The organism is Kitasatospora sp. NPDC089797 (genome assembly GCF_040684795.1).
Taxonomy (GTDB): Bacteria; Actinomycetota; Actinomycetes; order Streptomycetales; family Streptomycetaceae; genus Kitasatospora.
Genome location: NZ_JBFBGS010000021.1, coordinates 103,994 through 121,051, shown reverse-complemented (window position 1 = coordinate 121,051; position 17,058 = coordinate 103,994). Strand labels below are relative to the sequence as shown.

The 17,058-nt window shown below is 71.3% G+C and carries 15 protein-coding genes, 1 tRNA gene and 1 pseudogene; 6 read left to right on the top strand and 11 right to left on the bottom strand.

All coding sequences use genetic code 11. The annotated features are described in order from the left end of the window. Nucleotides 1-72: 72 nt before the first annotated feature. Together AB0O91_RS18930 and AB0O91_RS18925 are read right to left on the bottom strand one after the other, a co-directional pair. Nucleotides 73-921, bottom strand: coding sequence for an ABC-2 family transporter protein (locus tag AB0O91_RS18930; RefSeq protein ID WP_363434176.1), 849 nt, complete (start codon nt 919-921; stop codon nt 73-75). Further along, nucleotides 914-1,711, bottom strand: coding sequence for an ABC-2 family transporter protein (locus tag AB0O91_RS18925; protein WP_363434173.1), 798 nt, complete (start codon nt 1,709-1,711; stop codon nt 914-916). Before AB0O91_RS18925 ends, AB0O91_RS18930 begins: the two co-directional genes overlap by 8 nt. Before the next feature lie 403 nt (nt 1,712-2,114). Between AB0O91_RS18925 and AB0O91_RS18920 the strand changes: the two genes are divergently transcribed. Further along, on the top strand, nt 2,115-4,427 hold the full coding sequence (locus AB0O91_RS18920) for a transglycosylase domain-containing protein (protein WP_363434171.1): 2,313 nt from the start codon (nt 2,115-2,117) through the stop codon (nt 4,425-4,427). Nucleotides 4,428-4,526: 99 nt separating this feature from the next. Here the strand turns inward: AB0O91_RS18920 and AB0O91_RS18915 are convergent, their stop codons facing one another. Next, nucleotides 4,527-5,699 carry a winged helix DNA-binding domain-containing protein gene (locus AB0O91_RS18915; protein WP_363434168.1) on the bottom strand — a complete coding sequence of 391 codons (1,173 nt, stop codon included), beginning with the start codon at nt 5,697-5,699 and terminating at the stop codon, nt 4,527-4,529. Nucleotides 5,700-5,708: 9 nt separating this feature from the next. Next, nucleotides 5,709-6,572, bottom strand: a complete 864-nt coding sequence (locus AB0O91_RS18910; protein ID WP_363434165.1) for a LysR substrate-binding domain-containing protein — start codon at nt 6,570-6,572, stop codon at nt 5,709-5,711. Between the two features lie 144 nt (nt 6,573-6,716). On the opposite strand from AB0O91_RS18910, the gene AB0O91_RS18905 reads away from it, so the two are divergent. Further along, the gene (locus tag AB0O91_RS18905) at nt 6,717-7,445 is read left to right on the top strand and encodes an SDR family oxidoreductase (RefSeq protein ID WP_363434163.1); all 729 of its coding nucleotides are present in this window, start codon (nt 6,717-6,719) and stop codon (nt 7,443-7,445) included. 42 nt (nt 7,446-7,487) lie between these two features. Here the strand turns inward: AB0O91_RS18905 and AB0O91_RS18900 are convergent, their stop codons facing one another. After that, complete coding sequence (locus AB0O91_RS18900; protein ID WP_049655715.1) at nt 7,488-7,790, bottom strand: co-chaperone GroES; 303 nt, start codon at nt 7,788-7,790, stop codon at nt 7,488-7,490. A gap of 187 nt (nt 7,791-7,977) precedes the next feature. Beyond that, complete coding sequence (locus AB0O91_RS18895) at nt 7,978-8,319, bottom strand: DUF3618 domain-containing protein (RefSeq protein WP_363434160.1); 342 nt, start codon at nt 8,317-8,319, stop codon at nt 7,978-7,980. A 156-nt stretch (nt 8,320-8,475) separates the two neighbouring features. Between AB0O91_RS18895 and bcp the strand changes: the two genes are divergently transcribed. Then, on the top strand, nt 8,476-8,949 hold the full coding sequence (bcp, locus tag AB0O91_RS18890) for a thioredoxin-dependent thiol peroxidase (protein WP_360425146.1): 474 nt from the start codon (nt 8,476-8,478) through the stop codon (nt 8,947-8,949). Nucleotides 8,950-9,041: 92 nt separating this feature from the next. Here bcp and AB0O91_RS18885 read toward each other — a convergent pair whose 3' ends face one another. Next, nucleotides 9,042-11,405 (bottom strand): glycosyl hydrolase family 18 protein, encoded by a 2,364-nt coding sequence (locus tag AB0O91_RS18885; protein ID WP_363434157.1) that lies wholly within the window; start codon nt 11,403-11,405, stop codon nt 9,042-9,044. A 334-nt stretch (nt 11,406-11,739) separates the two neighbouring features. Between AB0O91_RS18885 and AB0O91_RS18880 the strand changes: the two genes are divergently transcribed. Next, the gene (locus tag AB0O91_RS18880) at nt 11,740-12,387 is read left to right on the top strand and encodes an HNH endonuclease (RefSeq protein WP_363434154.1); all 648 of its coding nucleotides are present in this window, start codon (nt 11,740-11,742) and stop codon (nt 12,385-12,387) included. Nucleotides 12,388-12,448: 61 nt separating this feature from the next. Next, a tRNA-Leu gene (locus tag AB0O91_RS18875) sits at nt 12,449-12,530 on the top strand. 63 nt (nt 12,531-12,593) lie between these two features. Here the strand turns inward: AB0O91_RS18875 and rdgB are convergent. The 4 genes and pseudogenes from rdgB to AB0O91_RS18855 all read right to left on the bottom strand — a co-directional run. Then, on the bottom strand, nt 12,594-13,199 hold the full coding sequence (gene rdgB / locus AB0O91_RS18870; protein WP_363434152.1) for an RdgB/HAM1 family non-canonical purine NTP pyrophosphatase: 606 nt from the start codon (nt 13,197-13,199) through the stop codon (nt 12,594-12,596). Between the two features lie 31 nt (nt 13,200-13,230). Continuing rightward, nucleotides 13,231-13,620 carry a hypothetical protein gene (locus AB0O91_RS18865; RefSeq protein WP_363434149.1) on the bottom strand — a complete coding sequence of 130 codons (390 nt, stop codon included), beginning with the start codon at nt 13,618-13,620 and terminating at the stop codon, nt 13,231-13,233. A 158-nt stretch (nt 13,621-13,778) separates the two neighbouring features. Next, entirely contained in the window at nt 13,779-14,504 is a 726-nt protein-coding gene (gene rph / locus AB0O91_RS18860; RefSeq protein WP_363434146.1) for a ribonuclease PH, read from the bottom strand. Nucleotides 14,505-14,713: 209 nt separating this feature from the next. Further along, nucleotides 14,714-14,977: pseudogene (locus AB0O91_RS18855) on the bottom strand (PTS glucose/sucrose transporter subunit IIB); the annotation flags it as partial. Nucleotides 14,978-15,350: 373 nt separating this feature from the next. Here AB0O91_RS18855 and AB0O91_RS18850 point away from each other — a divergent pair. Further along, nucleotides 15,351-16,652: a PTS transporter subunit EIIC gene (locus tag AB0O91_RS18850; RefSeq protein WP_363434143.1), complete on the top strand. Its 1,302-nt coding sequence runs from the start codon at nt 15,351-15,353 to the stop codon at nt 16,650-16,652. Nucleotides 16,653-17,058: the final 406 nt, after the last annotated feature.

Below are 17,058 nucleotides of genomic sequence, written 5' to 3'. Positions count from 1 at the left end.
TCACAAGGGTTACGGGAGTTACGGGAGTCACGGAGGGTGCGGTAGCTGCGGGAGGCAGCGGAGGCGGGCCGCTCAGCTGCCGGTGCCGCGGTAGGCGCGCAGGCCGGCCCGCCAGGCGAGCCCGGCCGCGGCGACGCACAGCGCGGCGGCGACCGGCGAGGCGTACTGGAACGCGGCGGGCAGGCCGAGCGGGTCCGGCCGGCCGAGGATGCGCAGCGTGGGCAGCCAGTTGACGAAGGCCAGCGGGACGCCGAAGACCACCCCGGCGACGAGTTCCTTGGCGAAGATGGTCGGCGGGTAGTGCAGCAGGGTCGCGCCGCCGTAGGTGAAGGAGTTCTGGATCTCCTTGGACTCGCCCCACCAGAACTGGACGGTGGCGCCGCCGACGTAGATCGCGCCGAAGATGACGCTGCCGCACACCAGCAGCACCGGCACCAGCAGCACCCGGTCCCAGGTCCAGTGCACGTCCAGGGCGGTCAGCGACCAGGCGAGCACGAGCACGGCCTGGAGCGGGCGGCCGAGCCGGCGCAGGGTGAAGCGTTCGGCGCACAGTTGGGAGAGCGCCGGGGCCGGGCGGATCAGCATGGTGTCGAGCGTGCCGTTCATGATCCGCACGCCGAGGCCGTCGGCCGAGCCGACCAGCAGGTTGGCGATGCCGAGCGAGAAGGTCGCGGTGGCGTACAGGAAGGCGATCTCCGGCAGGCTCCAGCCGCCGAGCCGGTCGGTGTGCCGGAACATGATCACCAGCACGACGAAGTCGAGGGAGTGGGTGACCAGGCTGGCCAGCAGGTTGAGCGCGAAGGAGGCCCGGTAGGCCATCATCGAGCGCATCCACATCCGGGCGCACAGCCACCAGGAGCGGACCGCCCAGGACGTCCGGGCGGCGAACGTCTCGGTGCGCGGCAGGAGTTGCTCAGCCACCCTGCACCACCACCCGGCGGGTCGCCAGCCACTGCGCACCCCGGCCGACGGCCAGCAGGACGACGGCCCAGCCGAGTTGGAAGCCCAGCGCCGGAAGCAGTCCGCCGCCGCTCGCCCGTTCCAGGAAGACGTCGGTCGGCACCTTGATCAGCGCCGCCCAGGGCAGCACCCGCCCGAGGTCGCCGAGCCAGCCGGGGAAGAGCGCGATCGGCAGCAGCATCCCGGAGAAGAACATCGAGACCACCAGCATCACCGCGCGCACCCCCTCCGAGTCGTGCAGCCAGAAGCCGGTGAGGGCGACCAGGAAGCGCAGCGCGAAGCTGACCAGGAGTGCGAGCAACGCGGAGAGCAGGAAGAACACCCAGGTCAGCGGGTGTTCGGGCATCCGGGTGCGGAACACCAGCGCGCCGACCAGCATCGGCACGGTGCCGCGGACCAGCGCCTGGAAGCCGGCCCGGCCGAGGTCGGTGGCCAGCCACCAGCCCTGGAAGTCGACCGGACGGTAGAGGTCGACGGCGATGTCCCCGGTGCGGAAGCGATCCTGGACGTCGTCCTGGAAGCCGCCGCCCCAGACCGCGACGGTGACCAGCAGGCCCTGGCTGACCCAGATGTAGGTGACGGCCTGGCTCTGGTCGTAGCCGCCGAGGTTGGGGCGGGCCTGCCAGAGGGCGAGGAAGGAGGAGGCCAGGATGATGCCGAAGACGGTGTTGGTGAAGGTGCCGGCCAGGGTGGCGGCCCGGTAGGTGGAGTAGCGGCGGAAGGCGCCGCGAGCCACGGCGGCGTAGAGCATATTGTCTCCTTGTCGACAAATACGGCCAGGGAAAGGTGCCCATCGACATCCGCGCACACCCCATCGGCCCCGACCAGCCGACCCCGGGGGTACCGGGCCGGACGGGCGGAGCTGGCGACAACGGGTGCGCTATGAAGTTCGCATCTTTCACCGTACCGCCGCCGCACCGGCCCCGCAGCCGGTTTTCCGATCGGGCGACCCCGACCGACCGACCCGTCCCCACCGCGACCGACCGACACCCCCACCGCCACCGCCGGACACCCCGCAGCGCGACCGACCGACACCCACCACCACCGTCGGACACCCCCCACCGCGACCGCCCGACACCCCGCAGCGGACACAACTCCGCACCTCAAGGCCCCTGCCACCGCTGAACCGGCGTCAAATAGCAGATAATCCCGTCATGACGTTGAGCACCCGCCGCCAGGCCAAACGGGCCGCCCGCCGCGAAGCCCGCCGCGCCCTCCCCTTCTGGCGCCGGCTCCTCCCCACCTGGCGCATCACCCTCGGTACCCTCACCGCGCTGCTCCTGCTCGCCGTCGGCGCCTTCGCCGTGCTCTACGTCATCGTCCCGGTGCCCGACCCCAACGCCCGCGCCGTCGCCCAGAACAACATCTACCTCTACGCCGACGGCACCACCGAGATCGCCCGCACCGGAGCCGTCAACCGCACCGACGTCACCATCGACCAGATCCCGCTGCAGACCCAACAGGCCGTCGTCTCAGCCGAGGACCGCACCTTCTACCAGAACCGCGGCATCGACCTGAAGGGCATGCTCCGGGCCGGCTGGAACACCCTGCTCGGCAAGGGCATGCAGGGCGGCTCCACCATCACCCAGCAGTACGTCAAGAACTACTACCTCACCCAGGACCAGACCTTCGAACGCAAGGGCCGCGAACTCTTCATCGCCCTCAAGGTCGACCAGCAGCGCGACAAGAAGGACATCCTCGCCGGCTACCTCAACAGCAGCTACTTCGGCCGCGGCGCCTACGGCATCCAGAGCGCCGCCCACGCCTACTACGGCGTCGACGTCTCCCAACTCACCCTCGGCCAGGGCGCCTACCTCGCCTCCCTGCTCCAGGCCCCCAGCCTCTACGACGTCAGGACCGCCACCCCCGCCAACCGCGAGAAGGCCGTCGCCCGCTGGAACTACGCACTCGACGGCATGGTCCAACTCGGCTTCCTCACCACCGCCGACCGCAACGCCACCACCTTCCCCGACCCCATCGACCCGCAACCCGCCACCGGCCTGGCCGGACAGGCCGGCTACCTGGTCGGCGTCGCCGACGACTACCTGATCTCCTCCGGCACCATCGACGCCGCCACCCTCAAGGCCGGCGGCTGGCGGATCACCACCACCTTCGACAAGCCCCACCAGGACGCCTTCGTCAAGGCCGTCCAGGACGAACTGACCGGCGAACTCGACCCCAAGGCCCGCCCCACCACCGACACCGACGTCCGGGTCGCCGGCGCCTCCGTCGAACCCGCCACCGGCCGCGTCGTCGCCGTCTACGGCGGCCCCGACTACGCCAAGCAGCCCTTCAACGACGCCCTGCGCCAGGACAACCAGATCGGCTCCACCTTCAAACCGATCGACCTCGCCGCCGGCCTCATCGCCCAACACACCGTCGACGGACGCCCGATCACCGTCGACACCCGCTACGACGGCACCAGCGAACGCCCCGTCACCGGCGGCCCCACCCCCTACGCGCCGCCCAACGAGGACGGCATCGACTACGGCAACATCACCCTGCGCCACGCCATGGTCAAATCCGTCAACTCCGTCTACGCCCAGGAAGGCGTCGACGCCGGACTCGCCCGGGTCCGCGAGACCGCCGTCAAACTCGGCATCCCCGACAGCGTCCGCGGCATGGACCCGGCCAACACCTCGATGACCCTCGGCACCGCCACCCCCAGCGCCCTCGACCTGGCCGGCGCCTACGCCACCCTCGCCAACCACGGCCAGGCCCACACCCCGTGGTCCGTCCAGAAACTCGAACGGGTCAACCCCGGCGGCGGCATCGACGTCCCCAAGGTGCCCGACCACAAGGCCACCGACGCCGTCGGCCGCACCATCGCCGACTCCGTCACCGACGTCCTGCGCGACGTCGTCAGCCCCCGCGGCACCGGCGCCGCCGCCCTCGACCTCGGCCGCCCCGCCGCCGGCAAGACCGGCACCACCGACGCCAACCTGTCCGCCTGGTTCGCCGGCTACACCCCCGAACTCACCACCACCGTCGGCCTGTTCCGCGAGAACCCGAAGACCCACGCCAAGGAGCCGCTGTCCGGCACCGCCGGCCTCACCCGGATCAACGGCGGCGCCTTCCCCACCAAGATCTGGACCGACTACATGACCGCCGCCCTGGGCAACACCCCCACCCAGCAGTTCGACCTGCAGACCGGCCGCGGCGACCAGACCAGCGGCAACTGGCCCACCACCACCGCGAGTTCCAGCCCGAGCAGCAGCCCCACCAACAGCACCTCCCCCACCGGCGCCCCCACCGCCACCACCCCCAGCCGGCCGGCCCCCAACCCGCCCACCGCCACCGACCAGCCCGCCCCCGCCGCCCCCAGCCCGCAGAACCCCCAACCCGCCCCCAGCCAGGAACAGCCCGCCCCCAGCCCCCGGCCCAGCCAGACCCGGCCCGAACGGCCCAGCGACCCGCCCAGCGCCACCGCCGCCCCCACCCACTCGGCCACGGCCCCCACCCACTGAACCCGCACCCCGCGGCCGCCCCGGACCCGCCCCACGACCCATGACCCGGCCGACGGCCCGCGGCCCGCGACCCCCCGCCCCGGCCCACGACCCCGCGACCTACCCCGCGACCAACTCCCGCTCCAACGGCGTACGGAACCGCGGCGTCACCCGCACCTCCCCCAACCACCCCACCAACCGCCCCGCCTCCGCCGCAACCGCCCGCTCCGCCGCCGACCCGACGTCCCGGAACAACCGCCACACCACCTCGCCGTCCGCCCGCTGCGCCCAGCCCCCGACCACCTCACCGCACCACCACACCGTCGGCCCGGCATTGCCCGCCCGGTCGAACAGCGCGGGCACGTCCTCCGGCCGCAGGTACCAGTCCCGCCCGCGCCAGCCCATCACCGCCGGATCCAGCGCCGGCAACAGCGCCGCCCACGGCTCCGGCGCCGCCACCGGCCCCTCGTCCCCCGGCAGCACCAGCGCCTCCGCACCGCCCGCCAACGCCACCGCCCGCGCCGCCACGTCCACCAGCGCCCGACGGACGTCCCCCAGCGTCCAGCCCGTCCACCACTTCACGTCCTCGACCGTCGCCGGACCGTACGCCGCCAGCCAACGCCGCACCACCTCCGCCTTCGCCTCCCGCACCGGCACCTCCGGCCACTGCGACACCAGCGCCCACGGATAGCTGCTGCTCAACCAGGAACCGCGCGGCCGACACCGGCGCACGTGCCCGTCCGAGGCCAGCAACCGCAACAGCCGACTGCCCACACTCTGCCGCGCCTCGTACGACTTGCCCGCCGACATCAGCATCGACTCACGCAACTGCGGTACGTCCCGGCCCAGTTCCTGGGTCGTCGCCTCCCCGCGCACAGCCAGCGCGGCCAACACCTCGCGCTCCGTGTCCGCCAGCCGGGCCTCGTCCCAGCCCTCGGCGTGGTCCCGCAGGTGCTTCAGCAGCGTCGCCCGCTCCTTGGCCGCGATCGCCCGCGCCGCCCCCGAGCTCACGTACGGAGCCAGACCCTCCGTCACCGCGAAGAGCGTCCGCCGCATCGACAACAGCTTCACCAACGACACGTCCTCGTACAGCGCCCGGTCCACCTCCCCCGCCGAGGGCACCGCCAACCGCGCACCCGCCGACAGGTACACCGTCGCCGGATCCGACGCGTGCAACCCGACCACCGCGTCGGCCACATCCTCCACCCGCGCCGCCCGCACCGAGGCCGCCACCAACTGCCGACGCCCCAACCGGGCCCGCCGCTCACCATCACCGATCACCGGGACACCCATGCCCGGACCCTAACGCCCACCACCGACAGAACCGGCCAGGTGCTCCACCGCCAGCCCCGCGAACTCCGCGAGCAACGGAGCCGACCGCCCCGCCGCCCACACCAACCCGACCCGATTCGGCGCCAGGTCCGCCACCGGCACGTGCACCACGTCCGCCCGGATGTAGAAGGCCGCCACCGACAACGGCAGCACCACCGTCCCCTCCCCCGCCGCCACGTACTCCAACTTCTCCTCCACCGTGTCCGCCCGCAGCCCCGCCTCCCCCGCGAGCCCCCGCCACTCCGGCACCAGCACCGGGTCCTGCAACAACCGCTCCCCCGCCAGATCACCCAGCAGCACCGACCCCCGACCCGCCAACCGGTGCCCCGCCGGCAACGCCGCCACCCGCGGCTCCGCGAACAACGGCCGCACCACCAACCCCTGCGGATCCACCGGCAACCGCACCAGCGACACATCCACCCGGCCGTCCAACACCACCCGCGCCTGCTCGGCCCAGGAAGTCCGCAACACCTCCACCACCAGCCCCGGATGCCGCACGCGCAGCGCCCGCACCGCCGGCGTCACCACGATCCCCGGCATGAACCCCACCACGAACCGGCCCCGACCCTCCCCCGACCGCGCCACCCGACGCCGCACCGCCTCCGCAGCCGCCAGCAACGGCACCGCATCCTCCAACAACTGCCGCCCGGCAGCCGTCAATTCGGTCGAACGACGATCCCGCCGGAACAACTGCGCCCCGAACTCCGCCTCCAACGCCCGGATCTGCCGCGACAGCACGGGCTGCGCGATGTGCAACGCCACCGCCGCACGCCCGAAGTTCAACTCCCGCGCCACCGCCACGAAATACCGCAGCTTCCGCAGGTCGACGTCCACCGACCGCCTCCTCCCGCTGATGCCCCGAGGGTATGACAGCCGACCGAACAGGTCTTGGACGTCCCCGCACCACCCGGCGCAGGATCGGAGCACCCGAACCCCGAGCCCAGGACACCCCCCGCACCCACCAGGAAAGGCCCCACCATGCCCAGCCCGACCCTCCAGGACCAGCGCGTCGTCGTCCTCGGCGGCACCTCCGGCATCGGCCTCGCCACCGCCGCCCTCGCCGCTGACCACGGCGCCCGCGTCACGGTCGTCTCCAGCCGCGCCACCAGCACCGAACGGGCCCTCGCCACCCTGCCCGCCGGCACCACCGCCGAACTCGCCGACCTCACCGACAGCCACCAGGTCACCGCCCTGTTCGACCGCCTCGGCCCGCTCGACCACCTCGTCTACACCGCCGGCGACCCCCTCAGCCTGGCCCCCCTCGACGCCCTCGACCTCGACGCCGCCCGCCGCTTCTTCGCCCTGCGCTACTTCTCCGCCCTCGACGCCGTCCGCGCCGCCGCCCCCCGGCTGCGCCCCGGCGGCTCGGTGACGCTCACCTCCGGCACCGCCGGGCGACGCCCCGGCCCCGGCTGGAGCGTCGCGGCCGGCATCTGCGGCGCGATCGAGGCCCTGGTCCGGGCCCTCGCCGTGGAACTCGCCCCGCTCCGGGTCAACGCCGTCCGGGCGGGCATGGTCCGCACCCCGCTCTGGTCCGGCCTCCCCGAGGCCGACCGCGAACAGCTGTTCGCCGGGATCGCCGCCGACCTCCCGCTCGGCCGGATCGGCGAACCCGAGGAGATCGCCGCCTCCTACGTCCACCTGATGGGCCAGCGCTTCGCCACCGGCACGGTGGTCACCGTCGACGGCGGAACGCTGCTCGCCTGAGCCCGGCCCGGGCGCCCGGAGGACAGCGGCGGTCCCCAGGGCTCAGAGGTACAGCCCGGTCGAGCCCTCCGTGTCCCCGAAGCGGGTCGCCGCCACCGCGTGCAGGTCCCGCTCGCGCAGCAGCACGTAGGTGGCGCCGCGGACCTCCACCTCCAGCTTGTCCTCCGGGTCGTACAGCACGCGGTCGCCGGGCTCCACCGAGCGCACGCTCTGGCCCACCGCCACGGCCTCCGCCCAGGTACAGCGCTTGGACAGCTCCGCGGTCGCCGGGATCAGGATGCCGCCGGTCGAGCGGCGCTCACCCTCACCGCCCTCGATGCGCACCAGCACGCGGTCGTGCAGCATCCGGATCGGCAGCTTCTCGCCCAGCCGGTCGTGCCGCGCGATGTCGTGCCCGTGGTCGGAATGCGTCGGGTTGTCGTTCGTACTCACGGTCCCGAAGGTACCGCCCCCGGGCGCGGAGCGTGACGCCAGCCCGGCATGCGGAAGGGCCGGACCGCCACGGGCGGCCCGGCCCCGGTGGAACGGCGGTTCAGTCCTTGTCGCGCTTGCGGGAGGAGGCGAGCAGCACCACCAGGCCCAGGCCGACCAGCGCGGCCGGGACGATCCGCTCCTTGCGCGGCTGCCCCTGCCCGTCCACGAACTGCGCCTTCACCTTCTCCACCAGGCCGTTCGCGGCCACGTACGCCCGCGCCGTCTTCTCCTCGACGGTGGCCATCGCCTTGGCCTTGACCTGCGCCGAGATGGTGGTCGGGTGGATCCGCACGGCCAGCTCGTCCAGGTTCGCCGCGAGCCGGTCGCGGGTGCGCTCGATGTCCGCCTCGATCTGCGCAGCCGTCCGCGCCGGCTTGTCCTGCGTGCTCGCCTCGCCCACTCGGGCCACCCCATTCACTTGCCGATGTAGTCCTGTCGTCCTGTGCGACCAACCCAGTTTGTCAGCTGCCACGCACGGACGCGCGGCCCCACCCACCAACGGAGGTAAGTTTGCCGTGGTACGACCGTCCGTCCCAGCCTCCAGGAGAGTACGACCGTGACTGAGCGCCTCCAGCCCGGCGACACCGCGCCCGCCTTCAGCCTGTCCGACGCCGACGGCAACCAGGTCTCGCTCGCCGACCACCTGGGCCGCAAGGTCATCGTCTACTTCTACCCGGCCGCCCTCACCCCCGGCTGCACCAAGCAGGCCTGCGACTTCACCGACAACCTGGAGGTCTTCGCGGGCGCCGGCTACGACGTCATCGGCATCTCCCCGGACCAGCCGGAGAAGCTCGGGAAGTTCCGCGAGAAGGAGGACCTCAAGGTCACCCTGCTCTCCGACCCGGACCACCGGGTCCTGGAGGCCTACGCCGCCTACGGCGAGAAGCAGAACTACGGCCGCACCTACCAGGGCGTGATCCGCTCCACGATCGTCGTCGACGAGCAGGGCAAGGTCGAGCGCGCGCTCTACAACGTCAAGGCCACCGGCCACGTCGCCAAGCTGCTGCGCGACCTCAAGGTCGAGGCCTGACCCCTCCGGACGCAGCGGTGGCGGCCCACCCCCCGACCGGGTGGGCCGCCACCGCCGTTCCTCACCTCAGGTGACCGCCGGCGCCGTCGGCGTCAGCAGGCACCGAGGTCGTTCCAGACGCCCCAGGCGCCGCTGGCCGCGGGGTCGTCGCCCTTGGTCCACCACTTGTTCTGGTAGTAGTGGCCCTTCCAGGACACCTTGGTCGGCGACGCGTAGGTGGTGCCCGCGTCCCAGCCCGGGGCGGCCGTGCAGGCCCCGGAGGTCGGGGTCGCGGTCGGGCTGGACGTGCCGGTCGGAGTCCCCGTGGGGGTACCGGTCGGAGTCCCCGTCGGCGTGCCGGTCGGCGTGCCGGTCGGCGTGCCGGTCGGTGTGGCGGTGGGCGTCGGCGTACCGCCGTCCACCGAACCCCGGGTCAGGTCGCCCTTGATCCCGTACAGCGTGCCGCCCACGTTGACCGTCCAGTTCGACGGCGTGGACACCGGCAGGTAGTAGACGAAGTCGATGTCCACCGAGGCGCCCGGCGCCAACGACTGCCAGCCCGGCAGCTTGACCGACACCCGGTTGTAGGTGCCCTTCAGCCCGCCCGTGTTGCCCGGGCCCGGGTTGTCCTGCCGGATCACCTGGAGCCCGAAGCCGGACTGGTCCTTGGCGTTGCCCGGGGCCGAGTTGGCGTAGTCGAACTGGAACTCGGTGCCGCCCGGCAGGGTCAGCGTCGAGTTGTTGACGATGTGCAGCTTCGGGTTGATCGGGTAGTTCGAGTCGCCCAGCGCGAAGTTGGTGAACGACACGTCGACCGGCAGGGTCTGCTGCGGCAGCGGCACCGTCGAGCGGGTCGCGCCGTACGGGCTCGCCGCCTTGAACTTGTCGTACATCAGCGAGGTCAGCGTCGAGCCGGGCACGTACTCGCCCTTGCCGCCGTTGGCGGCGGCGTCCCAGCGGTAGTCGCCCGCGAGCTCCCAGATCATCGTGCCGCCGGCGCCCTGGTTGACGATGTAGTCCGCCTTGGCGCCCACCGACTGCTCGTCCTCGGTGGACAGGAACACCTTCTTGCTGTCGTTCCACAGCCAGGGCGCCACCAGGGCGTCGCTGTAGTTGCGGGTGTAGCTGCCCTGGAGCGCGGTGTCCTTCACCCCGTACTGGGCCAGGTAGTCGGGCAGGATGCCCTTCTCCAGGTTCTTGGCGTGCCACATCGGGTTCGACCCGGCCGGGGACTCCTTGCCCGCGGTGTCCTTGTCGTTCCAGATGTTGTCGATGCCGACCGCACCGTCACCGCAGGAGGTCAGGCCGGAGCCGGCCGGGCAGCTGGTCGCCGCCGCGGTGCCCCACAGCCCGTTGGTGCCGCCCTGCACGTTCTTGAAGCCGCGGGTGTAGTACGGCAGGCCGACGTTGATCCGGCCGGCCGGCATCGACCCGCGGAAGTAGTGGTACGACCAGTCGGCGTTGAGGTAGCCGATGCCGCCGTACTGCGCGGTGCCGTACACGTTGGCGGCCGCCAACTCGCCGTCCTTGCCGTCGTCGTAGAGCGAGGCGTTCGGACCGACGTACTTGTTCCAGGCGCCGTGCAGGTCGTACGACATGATGTTGACGTAGTCCAGGTACTGGGCGACCTGGAAGGTCTCCATCCCGCGCAGCAGGTAGCCGGAGGACGGCGCCGCGACCGACAGCAGGTAGTGCCGGCCGTCGGCGGCCCCCGCCTTGTCCAGGCTCTCCCGCAGGGTCTTCATCAGCGCCGCGTAACCCTTGGCCAGCGAACCGCGCTTGCCGTTGGCGAGCTGCCAGTCCAGCGGGTTGCCGGCGTCCTTCATCGAGGTCGGGTACTCGTAGTCGATGTCGACGCCGTTGAAGCCGTACTTGCGGATGAAGTCGACGGAGGAGGCCGCGAAGGTGTCGATGCCGGCCTGGTTGACACTGCCGTCCGGATTGACGGTCATCGAGTAGAAGCCGCCGGAGTTCACCCGGCTGCCGCCGTCGTCGAAGTAGCCGCCGGTCTCGGTCCAACCGCCCACCGAGATCAGGGTCTTGACGTTCGGGTACTGCTTCTTGAACTTCGTCAGCAGGTTGAAGTGGCCCTTGTACGGCAGGGTCGGGTCCAGCTCCGCGCCCGCCACCCCCGGGAAGGAGATCCCGGTCGCCTCGTTGGTCGGGCCGTCCGTCCCGACCGACAGCTTGTTGTCACCGCCGACGTGCCCGAAGGCGTAGTTGAGGTGGGTGACCTTGTCCCAGGGGACGTCGCTCACCAGGTACGGCCGGTCGCCGTTCTTGCCGGTGCGCCAGCCGGTGAAGTACCCGATGATGCGGCGCTGGTGGTCCGCGCCCATCTTCTCGCGCCCGGCGGTGTCGTAGACCGAGCAGTACGGGACGTCCACCCCGGGCGTCCGGTACAGCCCGTCCGGCCGGCAGGCCGCGTTGTCGACGGCAGCCGACGCCTGCGAGGGCGCCGCACCCAGCGTCGCCATCAGCAACCCGGTCAACGAGGCCGCCGCCAACGCCGCGACACCCGCCCGGGCCGCCGGACTCTTACCTCGGCGAGCGGCGGTGGGACGCCGCTCGGCCGTGCTTCGGATCAACACTCGGTCCTCCAGGAGAGAGTGTCGGCGCATGCCTGTGGGGGAGCACGCACGTGGGGGATTCACAATTGGCGCCGAAGCTATGTGGTCTGAACCACACAGGTCAATAGGTCTGTACCAATTGGTCATCACTCGGCAAAACCCGGCCACCCCGTGACCGGAACCGGCCCCGGTCGTTGACCCACCGGGGAAGGGGCACGACAACTGCCCGAAGGAGACCGCCATGCCGGTCAAGTACACCCGCGACCTGCTCGCCGCCGCTGCGGCGACCGCGACCACGCTGGACGAGATGCTGATCACGCTCGACCGCGAGCCGAATCCCTACAACCGCTCGTACCTGCGCCGGCGGATCAAGGCGTACGGCATCGATGCCTCGCACTTCCCGACGCCCGGGACCATCTACACGAGGGATTTGCTGCAGGAGGCGGTCGCCGCCTCCCAGAGCGTGGCCGGCGTCGTTCGCTATCTCAACCGGCGCCAGGCCGGGGGCACCCAGGCCCACATCGGACGACGCATCAAGGCCCTCGGGATCGACACCTCCCACTTCACGGGGCAGGCCCACGGGCGCGGCGGGCACTCGCCCAACCGGATCCCCGCCAACCAGCTCCTCGTCCAGCGCTCATCGGAGCTGCTGCGGCTTCCTTGCGCGCGAATTCGCCGCGCCTTGGCCGAGATCGGTCGACCCGAACGGTGCCAGGGCTGCGGCACCGGCCCCGAATGGCGAGGACGAGCGATGACCCTGGAGGTCGACCACATCAACGGCGACTGGTCGGACAACCGGCCGGACAACCTCCGGCTGCTCTGCCCGAACTGCCACGCCATCACTCCGACCTATTGCAGGCGCAAGCGGAGCGACCACGCTGCCCGGTAACGATCGAAACGAAGGTGCCGCCCTGTCCGCAGGCCCAGTAACATGATGGCCAGCAAGACAGGCGGCCGTGGCGCAGAGGCGACGCAGACGGTTTAGGTCCGTTGGCCCGTGAGGGCTTGAGGGTTCGAATCCCTTCGGCCGCACCGGAGAAACCTTCAAATCGAAGGGCCCGATCAGAACTCATCCGATCGGGCCCTTCGTCGTTCTCAGCTCAGCAGGTCCCTGACCACCGGCGCCAGGGCCCGGAACGCCTGGCCGCGGTGGCTGATGGCGTTCTTCTCGTCCGCCGTCATCTCCGCGCAGGTCCGGGTCTCCCCCAGCGGCTGGAGGATCGGGTCGTAGCCGAAGCCCCCGTCGCCCGCCGGAGCGGTCCGCAGTGTTCCCAGCAGGCGGCCCTCGACGACGCGCTCGGTGCCGTCCGGCAGGGCGAAGGCGGCGGCGCAGAAGAAGTGGGCGCCGCGGTGCGGTTCGGCGATGTCGGAGAGCTGGGCGAGCAGCAGGTCCAGGTTGGCGACGTCGTCGCCGTGCTTGCCGGACCAGCGGGCGGAGAAGATGCCGGGCGCGCCGTTGAGGACGTCCACGCAGAGGCCGGAGTCGTCGGCGACGGCCGGCAGGCCGGTGGCGCGGGCCAGGGCGTGGGCCTTGAGCAGGGCGTTCTCGGCGAAGGTGACGCCGGTCTCGGGGACGTCCGGGATCTCGGGGTAGGCGTCGGCGCCGACGAGTTCGACGTCGAGGCCGGCCTCGGTGAGGATGGCGCGCAGCTCGGCGACCTTGTGCCGGTTGCGGGTGGCGAGGATCAGACGGGTGGACATATCGCCCACCCTATCGAGAGTCCGGGGGGCGTCAGCCGGTGCAGACCGAGGTGAGGTTTCCCGCGGCGTCGCCGAGTGGCTTGAGGTCGGGGGCCTGCTTCCGGTCGACGGCCTGTTGGACCTGGTCGGCCTGCTTCTGCAGGTCGGTCACGGCCTTGACGACGTCGGTGTTCTTGGAGTTCTTCCCGATCTGGTCGAGGTCGCCCTTGAGTTTCTGCAGCGCCTTCCCGGCGGCGGCCGAGTCGTTGCTGGAGTTGTCGTAGGCCTTGGTGAGGTCGGCGATGTCGGCGGTGACCCTGACGGCGGTGTTGCCGCAGTCGATCGCCTTCTGCGCGGCGGAGCAACTCACCATGCTGAGCGGGAGGATCGCGATGAGTCCGGCCACGGCGAGGGCGGCGGGGCGGGCGATGCTCGAGGGCATCCGGTCCTCCTGGTGGGCGGGGGTTCCATGGGAGGGACGCGCACCACCGCCTGCGCGGTTCCCGCAGCGTGGGCGCTGCGGGAACCGTACGGGCTACCGGCCCGGCGTGTACAGCGGGTCGTACACCTGTCCGGGGGCCGGGGTCGGGGCCGGGGGCTTCAGCCCTCCAGCGCCTTGCGCTGGATCTGGTCGAGTTCGGCGCAGCCGAGGGTGCCGAGGTCGAGCAGCCGGTCGAGCAGGGCGCGGTCGAAGGGGGCGCCTTCGGCGGTGCCCTGGACCTCGACGAAGCGGCCGTCGGAGGTGCAGACGATGTTCATGTCGGTCTCGGCGCGCACGTCCTCCTCGTACTGGAGGTCGAGCATCGGGACGCCGTCGATGATGCCGACGCTGACGGCGCTGACGCCGCCGGTGATGGGCTGGCCCTTGGCGCGCAGCAGCTTGCGCTCGCGGGCCCAGGTGACGGCGTCGACGAGGGCGACGTAGGCGCCGGTGATGGCGGCGGTGCGGGTGCCGCCGTCGGCCTGGAGGACGTCGCAGTCGAGGACGATGGTGTTCTCGGCGAGGGCGCGGTGGTCGATGACGGCGCGCAGCGAGCGGCCGATGAGTCGGCTGATCTCGTGGGTGCGTCCGCCGATGCGGCCCTTGACGGATTCGCGGTCGCCGCGGGTGTTGGTGGCGCGCGGGAGCATGGAGTACTCGGCGGTGACCCAGCCTTCGCCGGTGCCCTTGCGCCAGCGGGGGACGCCTTCGGTGACGCTGGCGGTGCACAGCACCTTGGTGTCGCCGTAGGAGACGAGGACGGAGCCTTCGGCGTGCTTGCTCCAGCCCCGTTCGATGGTGATGGGGCGGAGCTGTTCGGGGGTGCGGCCGTCGATGCGTGACATAGCCACTGAGCGTAGCCGCTCGGGGCTTGCTCCCCGGATGTGCCGCCGGACCGTCCCGGTCCGCTTCCGTTGGTGCCCGGCGGCGCCCGGCGGCGCCCGGAGCGTCCGGCGGTGTCCGGCGGTCCGGGGTGGGCTGCGGACGCGCCGCGGCCCGCCGTCCCCCTGAGCGGGTCGGCGGGCCGTGGGTGGTCGAGCCTGGGTGGCTCAGCTCACATCATGTCCTCGATGTCGGCGGCGATCGGGTCGGCGTCGGTGCCGATGACGACCTGGATCGCGGTGCCCATCTTGACGACGCCGTGGGCGCCGGCGGCCTTGAGGGCGGCCTCGTCGACCAGGGAGGCGTCCTTGACCTCGGTGCGAAGGCGGGTGATGCAGCCCTCGACCTCTTCGATGTTGTCGATGCCGCCCAGACCGGCGACGATCTTCTCAGCCTTGCTGGCCATCTGGTTCTCTCCCTCTGTCTCGGCCCTTCGGCGGCTCTGCCGGGTGCCGTCCTGCGCTGTGCTGGGTGGGTCCTCGACCGTCGGGTGGTGAGGTCCGTGCCGGTGGCTGACGCGGGTTCAGCTGCGGTCGTGCTGCCGGGCAGCGCGACCAGCATGACCCGAGCCGGTCCGGTCTGCCACGTTAGTCCACTTTTGGCCCATTCCGGCGCGCAGGCTCCGGACTGCCACCCGAGGATGACGATCAGCGGGGCTCGCGTCCCGGCGGCCGGCCTGCGTCCCAAAGTGGTCTACACCAATATATGTGTACCCCGATGAACGCAGGAAGGACCCCGGGTGTTCCCGAGCTCCGCCCGAGGGTCCCGCAGGGGCCCACCGGTCGGCAACTGCTCCCGGAGGGCGAAGAATGAGTTCGGCAGGCGCCACGACCCCGCAGAGCACCTGGTGGCACGGCTTCTACGGCGGCCTCCAGAAGATGGGCCGCTCGCTCCAGCTACCGGTCGCGGTGCTGCCCGCCGCGGGCATCCTCAACCGGCTCGGCCAGCCGGACGTGTTCGGCAAGGACGGCCTCGGCTGGACGGACGTCGCCAAGGTCTTCGCGGCCGCCGGCGGTGCGCTGCTCGACTCCTCGCTCGGTCTGCCGCTGCTGTTCTGCATCGGCGTGGCGATCGGCATGGCCAAGAAGGCGGACGGCTCGACGGCGCTCGCCGCGGTGGTCGGGTTCCTCGTCTACTACAAGGTCCTGCACGCCTTCCCGGAGAGCTGCAAGGCCGGTACCACCCTGGTCCCCGACGCCTGGACCGCCCAGTGCGTGGACTACTCCTCGGCCAAGGTCGCGGCGGCGACGTACCAGAACCCGGGGGTGCTCGGCGGCATCCTGATCGGCCTGATGTCGGCCTGGCTCTGGGTGCGCTTCCACCGCGTGCGGCTGGTCGACTGGCTGGGCTTCTTCAACGGCCGCCGCCTGGTCCCGATGATCACCGCCCTGGTGGGCCTGGTCACCGCCTGCGTCGCGCTGTGGGTCTGGCCGCCGATCGGCCGCGGCCTGAACGACTTCTCGCAGAGCCTGGCGGATCTCGGCGCGGGTGGCGCCGGCATCTTCGGCCTGTTCAACCGGGCACTGCTGCTGATCGGTATGCACCAGCTGCTGAACACCTTCGTCTGGTTCCAGTTCGGCGAGTTCACGAAGCCGGACGGCAGCCTCGTCCACGGCGACATCCCGCGTTTCCTCGCGGGCGACCCGACGGCCGGCCAGTTCCAGTCCGGATTCTTCCCGATCATGATGTTCGCGCTGCCCGCCGCGGCCCTCGCGATCGCGCACTCGGCCAAGCCGCACCGCCGCAAGGAGATCTACGGCCTGATGCTCTCGGTCGGCCTGACCTCCTTCGTGACCGGCGTCACCGAGCCGCTCGAGTACTCCTTCGCCTACATCGCCCCGGCCCTGTACGGCCTGCACGCGCTGCTGACCGGCGCCTCGATGGCGGTCACCTGGGGGCTGGGGGTGCACGACGGCTTCAGCTTCTCGGCCGGTCTGATCGACTACGTGATCAACTGGGGGCTCGCCACCAAACCGTGGCTGATCATCCCCATCGGGCTCTGCTTCGCCGCGGTGTACTACGCGGTCTTCCGGTTCGTCATCGTCAAATTCGATCTGAAAACACCGGGCCGGGAGGACGAGAGCGAGATCGAGGACGTCACCAAGGCCTGATTCCGGTCGCCCCGGAACCATCGCCGCAAAGGCCTTCGGACCCATCGGTCCGAGGGCCTTCGGCATTTCGCCGTAGGACTTAATTCCCGGCCCGATAAACACCGGAAAGACAATTCAGCGCCGATCCGGCCGACCCGGCGGCACTCCGGAGGGACACCGGCCGACGGTGGGGGGATGCCTCCGGACCCGCCCGCACCCGCTCCGGTCACTCTCAGCAGCCGTCGCGCACTCCCCGGAGTGGGCGGATCGTCCGAGCACGACCCCGGCGCACCCGCCGCCCGGTCCCCCCAAGGCCTCCGCGCTTTTTGTTGCGCAAATAGCCAAAATCACAATCGCCACTGAAATCATGATCGTCGTTCCGGGTCCAGGTTTCGATTTCATAGCGCTTCCCGGCGACGGTGCTTTT